This window comes from Paraclostridium sp. MRS3W1, assembly GCF_032465715.1.
Taxonomy (GTDB): Bacteria; Bacillota; Clostridia; order Peptostreptococcales; family Peptostreptococcaceae; genus Paraclostridium; species Paraclostridium dentum.
The window spans coordinates 41,510-50,370 of record NZ_JAWDJM010000194.1 but is presented as its reverse complement, the minus strand read 5'-3'; the positions used below and the strand labels follow the sequence as shown (position 1 = coordinate 50,370).

Annotated in this window: 12 protein-coding genes; 10 read left to right on the top strand and 2 right to left on the bottom strand. The window is 29.0% G+C overall.

Translation table 11 applies throughout. The features are described from left to right. Together RWY47_RS17440 and buk are read left to right on the top strand one after the other, a co-directional pair. Positions 1–218, top strand: a 218-nt coding sequence (locus RWY47_RS17440) for a 2-oxoacid:acceptor oxidoreductase family protein (RefSeq protein ID WP_316030380.1), incomplete at its 5' end; no start/stop codon positions are given. Between the two features lie 3 nt (positions 219–221). Beyond that, the gene (gene buk, locus RWY47_RS17435; protein ID WP_150843252.1) at positions 222–1,313 is read left to right on the top strand and encodes a butyrate kinase; all 1,092 of its coding nucleotides are present in this window, start codon (positions 222–224) and stop codon (positions 1,311–1,313) included. A 165-nt stretch (positions 1,314–1,478) separates the two neighbouring features. Here the strand turns inward: buk and RWY47_RS17430 are convergent, their stop codons facing one another. Both RWY47_RS17430 and RWY47_RS17425 read right to left on the bottom strand, forming a co-directional pair. After that, entirely contained in the window at positions 1,479–1,784 is a 306-nt protein-coding gene (locus RWY47_RS17430) for a DUF1540 domain-containing protein (protein ID WP_150843251.1), read from the bottom strand. Between the two features lie 91 nt (positions 1,785–1,875). Next, on the bottom strand, positions 1,876–2,304 hold the full coding sequence (locus tag RWY47_RS17425) for a hypothetical protein (protein ID WP_021429669.1): 429 nt from the start codon (positions 2,302–2,304) through the stop codon (positions 1,876–1,878). A 155-nt stretch (positions 2,305–2,459) separates the two neighbouring features. On the opposite strand from RWY47_RS17425, the gene RWY47_RS17420 reads away from it, so the two are divergent. From RWY47_RS17420 to saoA, 8 genes are all read left to right on the top strand, one after another. Continuing rightward, positions 2,460–3,458: an ion channel gene (locus tag RWY47_RS17420; RefSeq protein ID WP_021429612.1), complete on the top strand. Its 999-nt coding sequence runs from the start codon at positions 2,460–2,462 to the stop codon at positions 3,456–3,458. A 148-nt stretch (positions 3,459–3,606) separates the two neighbouring features. Continuing rightward, positions 3,607–3,861 carry a thioredoxin-like (seleno)protein SaoT gene (gene saoT / locus RWY47_RS17415; protein WP_257439636.1) on the top strand — a complete coding sequence of 85 codons (255 nt, stop codon included), beginning with the start codon at positions 3,607–3,609 and terminating at the stop codon, positions 3,859–3,861. Between the two features lie 11 nt (positions 3,862–3,872). Continuing rightward, entirely contained in the window at positions 3,873–4,952 is a 1,080-nt protein-coding gene (saoE, locus tag RWY47_RS17410; RefSeq protein WP_150843249.1) for an efflux transporter SaoE, read from the top strand. Then, positions 4,942–5,406, top strand: coding sequence for a Cys-Cys-COOH (seleno)protein SaoC (gene saoC, locus RWY47_RS17405; RefSeq protein ID WP_224170668.1), 465 nt, complete (start codon positions 4,942–4,944; stop codon positions 5,404–5,406). Before saoE ends, saoC begins: the two co-directional genes overlap by 11 nt. Before the next feature lie 29 nt (positions 5,407–5,435). Further along, complete coding sequence (gene saoX / locus RWY47_RS17400; protein ID WP_150843247.1) at positions 5,436–6,548, top strand: ABC transporter substrate-binding subunit SaoX; 1,113 nt, start codon at positions 5,436–5,438, stop codon at positions 6,546–6,548. Further along, entirely contained in the window at positions 6,535–7,329 is a 795-nt protein-coding gene (gene saoB / locus RWY47_RS17395; protein ID WP_264319128.1) for an ABC transporter substrate-binding (seleno)protein SaoB, read from the top strand. Before saoX ends, saoB begins: the two co-directional genes overlap by 14 nt. After that, positions 7,296–8,102 carry an ABC transporter permease subunit SaoP gene (gene saoP, locus RWY47_RS17390; RefSeq protein WP_416389362.1) on the top strand — a complete coding sequence of 269 codons (807 nt, stop codon included), beginning with the start codon at positions 7,296–7,298 and terminating at the stop codon, positions 8,100–8,102. The genes saoB and saoP overlap by 34 nt, the downstream gene beginning before the upstream one ends. Continuing rightward, complete coding sequence (saoA, locus tag RWY47_RS17385) at positions 8,102–8,854, top strand: ABC transporter ATP-binding protein SaoA (protein ID WP_021429742.1); 753 nt, start codon at positions 8,102–8,104, stop codon at positions 8,852–8,854. The genes saoP and saoA overlap by 1 nt, the downstream gene beginning before the upstream one ends. The last annotated feature ends 7 nt before the right edge of the window (positions 8,855–8,861 follow it).

Sequence of the window (8,861 nt, the reverse complement as noted above, 5' to 3'; positions counted from 1 at the left end):
TTAGAGTAGGAGCTAAATTGATAAATGCATCAAAGAGTGCTATTGAACTTGGAAACCCAAAAACAATGAATATAATTTTACTTGGAAGCTTAGTTAAATCTATGAACCTTGAACATATTGACTGGAATCAAATTATAAGTGATAATGTAAAAAAGGAGTTTGTAGACATAAATATAGAAGCATTTAAAGTAGGAATGAATTTAGTCAAAGGGGAGTAGTTTATGGGGTATAAAATATTAGCGATTAATCCAGGTTCAACATCTACTAAAATTGCAGTATATGAAGATGAAAATATGCTTTTTTCGAAAAGTATAAATCATAGTGCAAATGAATTAGAAAAGTATAATAGTATAACTGATCAGTTTGAAATGAGAAAAGAAAGCATTTTAAACATCCTCCAGGAAAACGATTTTAAGAAAGAGGAGTTAGATTCTATAGTTGGAAGAGGAGGGATACTTCCGCCTGTAAAATCAGGAGCTTATTTAGTAAATGATGCTATGGTAGATAGGCTAAAGAATAAACCTATAATAGAACATGCATCAAACTTAGGAGCGCTTATTTCTTATGAAATAGCTAAAGAAATAGGAGTAAATGCATATATATACGATAGTGTAGCAGTTGATGAATTAGATGATGTAGCTAGAGTATTAGGGTTTCCAGAAATAAAGAGAAACTGCTTGAGCCATGCATTAAATTCAAGAGCTATGGCTATTAAATTTTCAAAGGAAAACAATAGAGATTATAAAGATATGAATTTAATAGTAGCACATCTTGGAGGAGGAATAACTATAGCTGCACATAAAAATGGGCACATGGTAGATGTAGTATCTGATGACGAGGGTCCATTTTCTCCAGAAAGAAGTGGAAGAATACCTGTTAAAAAGGTTGTAGATATGTGCTTTAGTGGTAAATATACTCAAAAAGAAATGCTGAAAAAAATTAGAGGAAAAGGTGGAATAGTAGGCCATTTAAATACTGTAGACATTAGAGAAGTTGAACAAATGATCGAAAACGGTGATGAAAAAGCTAAATTAATATATGAGGCTTTAATTTACCAAGTTGCAAAGGGAATCGGGGAGTTATCTACAGTTTTAGATGGTGATGTGGATGCAATCATTTTAACTGGAGGAATTGCATACTCTAAAAATTTAACTAAAAAACTAAGTGATAAAGTAAGATTTATTGCACCAGTAACTGTACTAGCAGGAGAAAATGAGTTAGAAGCTCTTTCTTATGGAGCGTTAAGAATTTTAAAAGAGGAAGAGAATTATAGAGAGTATGAAGAACTAATAGAAGATCTAAGTTTTAATTAAAATAAAAAGAGCTGACTAATATATAAAACGCTTAAGATAACTTTGTATGATTTGCTCCATGAAAGCAAAATGCGCTTTCAAAATGTCGCTAAATCATATACAGTTATCATCAGCTATATATTATAATCAGCTCTTTTTTATTTTGTAAATAATATTGTGTAGGGACTATTTAGTTACAAAAGTTTCGCAAGATGCATCATCCATATTTATATGAATAGAGTCAGCATTACAATCTCCACTGTGATTGTACTTACAGTTAGTAGCAGCACAAGATATAGAGCTTGTTTGAGCAACTGTTGAATCTTGAACACTATTAGAGAATGAGCTAGATTCTTTATTCTCATAAGTCGAACAAGTTGTTTCGCAAGTAGTATCAGCTGACTTACCATCAACTTTTATTCCAGATGCGTAACATGCTCCAACTTTATTATAAGTACAACTTGTAGCTGAACAGCTTATAGGATTTGACATATAAATACCTCCAAAATAAAATAAATTCATAGTCAGTTGACTATGAATTTATTATTTGTTTATTTTAAAAAAATATTAGTAGTATATAAATTTAATTTCTTAAACAATTTTCACAAAGCACATTTACATCATCGAAAGTTTCTCGACCGAAGTTATCATTTATATGATAAACATTTAAATTGTCACTACATCCACACTTAGAACATTCATAGTCGTAAAAATCTAAAGTTTTTTCTTTAAATAATTTCCAATGTAGCGAGTTTAAGTAAGATGCATAATCAACTTGAATAGATGACTCTAAAAATTTTAAATATAGCGTATCTAAATCAACATGATTTAAATTAGTATATTCTGGGCTAAAATCATTGCATGAATCTCCATTTAAAGGAGTACTATTTGAAAGCACACATTTTATATCATAAGTAAAATCATCATTAGGACCCTCTAAAGAAAGATGATTACAGTAGGAGCAACATTTTTTCGGTAGTTTTTCCTCTAAAACTTTTATCTTTGTATTCATAAATTTATCCTCCCCCAAATGGTTATTTGTACAAGTATATTAAGAAAAGTAGGACATTATGATAAAAATGATATGACAAAAATTTTATTTCAAAGGATTCTCAAAATATTAAACCGAAATAGTTAATATTATAAAATTATTTTTGGAGAATAAATATGAAAACTATTGAGTTTAATAAATTAAGAAAAGTTGCTAACCACGAAGTTAATAATAGGCTTAATGACAAAAATATAAAAGATATAAGTTCTTATGAATTTAATAAATATATAAAAATAGATGAGATTTTAGATTTAAAAGTTGTTAAAAACACAAAGTTTGAAAGCAGAAAGATAAAGGATATGCAATTTGAAAATATAGAATTTATAAATTGTAGTTTTGAAAATAGTGTATTCATAAATTGTAAATTTAATAAAGTTAGGTTTATAGATTGTAACTTTAAAAATTCAATATTAAGATACACTCAATTAAATAATCTTATAACTGAGCATAGTAACTTTAAAAAAAGTATTTTTATTAATTGTCATATAGATTTTATGACAATTAAGGATTGTGATTTAAAATCATTTAAATTAACTGAATCTTATATATATAATTTGGAATTCGATGATAGCTTAGTTACTAAGTTCAATGAAGATACATTCTTTGACGAATTAAATAATGAAAGTTATGAAAGTTGTTATAAATTTTATAGAACTATAGCTTATAAATTTCAAGAAAATAATTTATTAGCTAAGTATGGAGAATACTTATATATTTATAAAACTATAGAACGAAAAACTTTAAAGGGAATAAAAAGATTTAAATCAGATGCACTTTGGTTAATTTGCGGATATGGAGAAAGACCAACTTATGCACTTATAACATCTTTAGAACTTATATTTTTATTTACTATATTATATCTAATCTTTGGACTTAAAATAGGAAGTGAAATTATATCTTATAAAGAACTATTTTTTACAGAAAAATCAGCAAATGTGATGATAGATGACTTTGTGAGAGCATTTCATTTTAGTATAGTTACATTTACAACAGTTGGATATGGAGATATAACTCCATTTGGATATAGCATATTTTTATCAGGGATAGAAATGTTTTTAGGGGTAACAATGGTTGGTATTTGGACAGCAACGCTTGCAAGAAAAATAAATAGGTAAAAAATTAAATAGAATATATCTATATTGTGACGTTGTTATATAGATATATTCTATTTTACAATGTCTGAAAATTCTATGTATAATAAAAGAGCTTGAGTGTAAAAAAATGTAAATTAAAGGGGAAAAAGGAAAAAATAAAGGAGGAGAAATGTCTAAAGTTTTAGTAGAGTTTATAAATACATGACCTACATGTGATGAGCATGGAATGCTAATAAGAAAGCTAGGGGAACTTTATAAAGAAAAGATTGATATAAAATTATATCAAGCGGGAAAAGATTTTACTTATTTAAAAAAATATGGAATCATAACAAAAGGTACAATGATTATAAACCAAAGAAAAAAATATGATAGGCTTTCAAAGGATATCATAGAAAAAGCAATAACAGACGCTATAAACAATTAGGGGAGAATTAAATGTATATTTTAGATTTTTTCAAAGATGTACTACTAGCATCTATAAGTATATTAAATGGAGCTTCAGGTTGGTTAATAATAAGTTTTATAATAGCAGGTCTACTACATAATCTAATAAGTCCAGAAAAATTTCAAAAATCTCTTGGAAATAAAAAAATATCATCGTTATTAAAGAGTACAGTTTCAGGAATGTTACTACCAATATGTAGTTGTGGAGTTATACCTATAGGAATAAGTATGTACTATTCTGGAGCTTATCTAGGTCCAGTTTTAGCTTTTATGACATCAACTCCAATTATAAATCCAATAGCAGTAGTATTAAGTTTAGGATTATTAGGGCCAGATATAACTATTATTTATGTTATATCGGGATTTGTCGTGCCAATAATAGTAGGACTTTTAGGAAACTACTTAGGTAAAAATGAATTATGTATAAACCAACAAGAGGATGAAGAAATAGCTATTGAGCTAGAAGAAGAAGAGTTAAGCTTTAAAGAAAAAGTGATAGAAGGATTAAAATGGTCATTTTCTGAATTAGCACTTACAATTAGTAAATATGTTGTGATAGGTATGCTTGTTGCAGGATTTATAACAACGGTGTTTCCAAGTAGCATAATTCAAAAATACTTAGGAAATCCAGGTGTACTATCTTTAGGTAGTATAGCAGTACTTGCATGTATTATGTATGTTTGTGCAGTTGGACATATACCATTTATCGCAGCATTAGTAGCAAGTGGGGCATCACCAGGAATTGCTATAACATTTTTAATAGCTGGAGCTGCTACAAACTTACCAGAACTTATAAGTATGTATAAAGTAATAGGAAAGAGAACTGTAGCTATATATTCTATAACACTTACAACTTGCTCGCTAGTTATTGGATATATAACAAATCTCCTTTTAATGGGAAAGGCAACAAATATAAATATCAGCTACAAGCAGGAATCTATAAGCATAGCTAATACTATAATGTTAAATATACCGGATTCAGTAAAATACATATGCTCATTTATAATATTCATATTTTTCATAAAAGCTATAATGCCTAGCTTAAGAAAGGTTGTAAAAAATGAAGCGTAAAAAATTTTTAATAATACTTTCTATAATAGTTTTATTAATAGGAATTGCAGTATATAGCAAAGATAAAAAGAATCAAGAAAGTATCCTTCCAAATGTAAATGAAGAGTATTTAAACTATTTTAAAGAAAATGCCAAATATGAAAAAATACTTACGTACACACAGCACGATATAAATAACGATAAAGTTGATGACTTGCTAGTTGTTTATAAAAAAGGCAAAAATCATAATGAAATGGTTGGAGTTATAAGTGATGATGAAAACGTTTACATGACAGAGCCTATAAGAGCACCTATAGATGACATTTCAATAGAATTTAAAGATATAGATGATAAGAATGAAATGGAACTTATATTATCTGGATCTAAAAATGGAAATGTAGGATATGCAATATATAGATTAGAAAATAAAAAATTAGTAGATTTATTCGGAGAAGGCATGAATGCATGTTGCTAATATAAATTCAACAAAGAGGAGAATTAAAAGTGAAAATTTCAAAGAAGGTAAAGTCATTAGTACTAATAGGTGCAATAAGCACTACAGTTTTAACAGGATGTAGCAGCAAAGAAAACAAGCAAGAAACGGCAACAAAAGGTAGTTCAGATTATGCAATTAAATTAGGTTATTATAATTGTGACCACATGACGGCTGCTCCAGTTGCTGTGGATGCTGGGATTTATAAAGATTTAGGACTTAACGTTCAAGCTGTAGGAAACGGAAAAGTACCAGAAGCTATGGCAGCTGGACAAATGGATGCAGGATATATTGGGACTAAAGGATTAGTTGGAGCTATTCCAAAAGGATCACCAATAGTTGTAGCTGCAAATAACCATAGAGGTGGATCTGAATACTTAGTAGTTGCAAACGATATAAAAGATCCTAAAGAATTAATAGAACAAAAAATAGCTTCAGACCCAGATGGTGATTTACTATGGACTACAGACTACGGCCCAGAAACAGGACTTCCAGTAGACTCATCTAAATATCAAGTTGTAAATATAGACTCTAGCAAAGATGCATACTTAGCATTAAAAACAGGACAAATAAAAGCATTCAGTACATGTGATCCATGGGGATCTGTAGCGGAGAAAGAAGGCGTTGGAAAGATAATTTCATCGACTCAATATAAAGAAAAAAATACAGGAAAAGAATACAACTGTTGTTCATTCTCATTAAATACAAACTTTGTAAAAGAACATCCAGACTTAGCTGAAAAAATGGTTTTAGCACACACAAAAGCTATAGAGTATATATACACAAACCCAGTTAAAGCAGCTAAAATATTTGCTAAAAACTATAGTGTAGATGAAGAAGTAGCATTAATGACTATATATAAAAAGACTGTAGGAGAAGGAAGAACTCTTACATGGAAAATAACTGGAGACGAATATAAAAACAATTTAGATATGTATAAAGACAATAAGGCATTAGAGGAAATACCTGATTATGATAAAGTTGTAAATGATAAGCTTTTAAAATCTTGTGGAGCAGATGATTTTGATAAGTTTATAAAAGAAAAAGTAGATCCAGTATTCCCTAAAGGTATGAGCTATGAAGATTGGAAAGCAAAGGCAATGGAGATAGATGGACAAAACTAAAAATATAATTTTAGGTTTAATTATTATAATAGGAAGCTTAGGAGTATTATTTTTTAATCCTAAGACTGAAAAAATAGATGGAAATATAAGAATAGGGGTATCAGATGATACCTCTGGTTTTATCATTGATTATATGATAAACAAAGATTATTTTACAGATGTTGAAATTGAAAATTTAATAGAGCAATATTCTATAAATGATTGTTGAGCGAGTACTATGCAGTGGGCTCTGAGTTCAGAGCAAATAGATATGGCTATAATTTGTAAGGAAGCGGCGAAAAAATTTGTAGAATATGATAAAAATTTTGAAATTGTAGATAATGTAGTCCAAAACTCTGATGTATTTTTAGTTAAAAACGAAAATATAAAAAAAGTAGGAGTTACACAAAATAGGAATTATCAAATTGATTTAGTAAAAGAGTATTATGAAAGTGCAAAGGAAGTACCTTTTATAAGTGGGGGACTAGCTTATGCATTAGAAAGCGACAAAGTAGATGCTATAGTAATTGATAGTATAAAAGCACTTAGTTTAAATGGGAAAAAATTTTCTACAGCAATAAATAAGGATTATGATACATATGTAATGGTTGTAAATAAATCATTTAAACAAAATAAATTATATACTCAATTTATAAAACTATATAACCAAAGTGTAAAAGAATTAAATGATGAAAACTTGTTTAAAAAAGAACTAGAAAAATATACAGATACAGAGATATCAAAAGAAGTTTGGGGTGAGTTTAAAAAGTGGAATTTAAAGTTTCTGCAAATACAGAAATAAATAAAAAAAGAGGATTAAATAAAAAGTTTTTAGATGTATTTTATAAAATATTATTATTTATAGTGATAATAGGAATATGGCAAATAAGTGCACAAAGAATAGGAAGCTCACTTTTACTTCCTATGCCAATGGATGTGTTTCATGGATTTATAACATGTATAACAGACCCTGAAATTGTAAAAAACGTATTAATTACTATGCAAAGAGTATTAAAGGGATTTATGTATGCTATGGGATTTGGACTTCCTCTAGGGCTGATTATGGGGTTCTCATCAACTTTTGAGAAGGTATTTTCTCCAGTAGTAGATTCAGCAAGACAAGTACCTATAATGGCTTGGGTTCCATTAACTATAGTATGGTTTGGTATAGGAGATGGGCCAACAATATTCTTAATAGCTTTTGCAGGAGTATTTCCTATAATCCTTAATACAATTCAAGGAGTTAGATCTATATCAAAAGATTATTATAACGCAGCAAAAAGTATGGGAGCATCTCCGTTTGTAATATTTACTAATGTAATGCTACCAGCAGCTCTTCCAGATATTTTAACTGGAGCGAGACTTGCAATAAGTACTGGTTGGATGTCTGTAATCTGAGCCGAGTTTATAGCAACGAGTGCCGGTCTCGGTTACTCTATGGTACAAGCTCAAACAATGATGAATACAGAACTTTTAATTGGGCTTATGATATTTGCAGCATTAATAGGATTTATAATAGATAGAATATTAAAATTTATAAACAAGAGCCTTTGCAAATGGAGGTTTGATAATTAATGAAACTAAAAATAGACAATATAAGTAAAACCTTTATAAATAATAAAGTAGAACATAAAGTATTAGAGGATATAAACCTAGATATAAAAGAAGGGGAATTTGTATCATTACTAGGTCCATCTGGTTGTGGTAAAACTACATTATTAACTATAATAGGAGGTTTTCAAACTTGTGAAAACGGTCAAGTTTTACTAGATAATAAAGTAGTAGATAAACCAGGTATAGATAGAGCATTTGTATTTCAAAATTATGCATTATTTCCGTGGAAAACAGTAAAAGGAAATGTTGAATTTCCAATGAAGCAACAAAAAATGTCTAAAAAAGAAAGAGAACAGAGATTAGAAGAACTATTATCAATATCAGATTTAAAGGGAAAAGAAAAGATGTATCCACATCAGCTATCAGGGGGAATGAAGCAAAGGGTCGCTGTTATAAGAGCGCTGGCATGTAACCCAGAAGTTCTTTTAATGGATGAGCCTTTAGGAGCGGTTGATTTTCAAATGAGACAAAATCTTCAAGAAGAACTAGAAAATATTTGGATGAAAAAAAAGATAACTGCAATAATGGTTACTCATGATGTAGATGAGGCGGTATATATGAGCGACAGAGTTGTAGTTATGTCTAGAGATAAAGGACGTATATTAGAAGATTTAAAGATAGATCTAGATAGACCAAGAGAGCGAGAGAGTGAAGAATATCTAGAATATAAAAATAGATTAACAAAAAAATTATCAGCATGTTATGGAGTATAAATTAAAA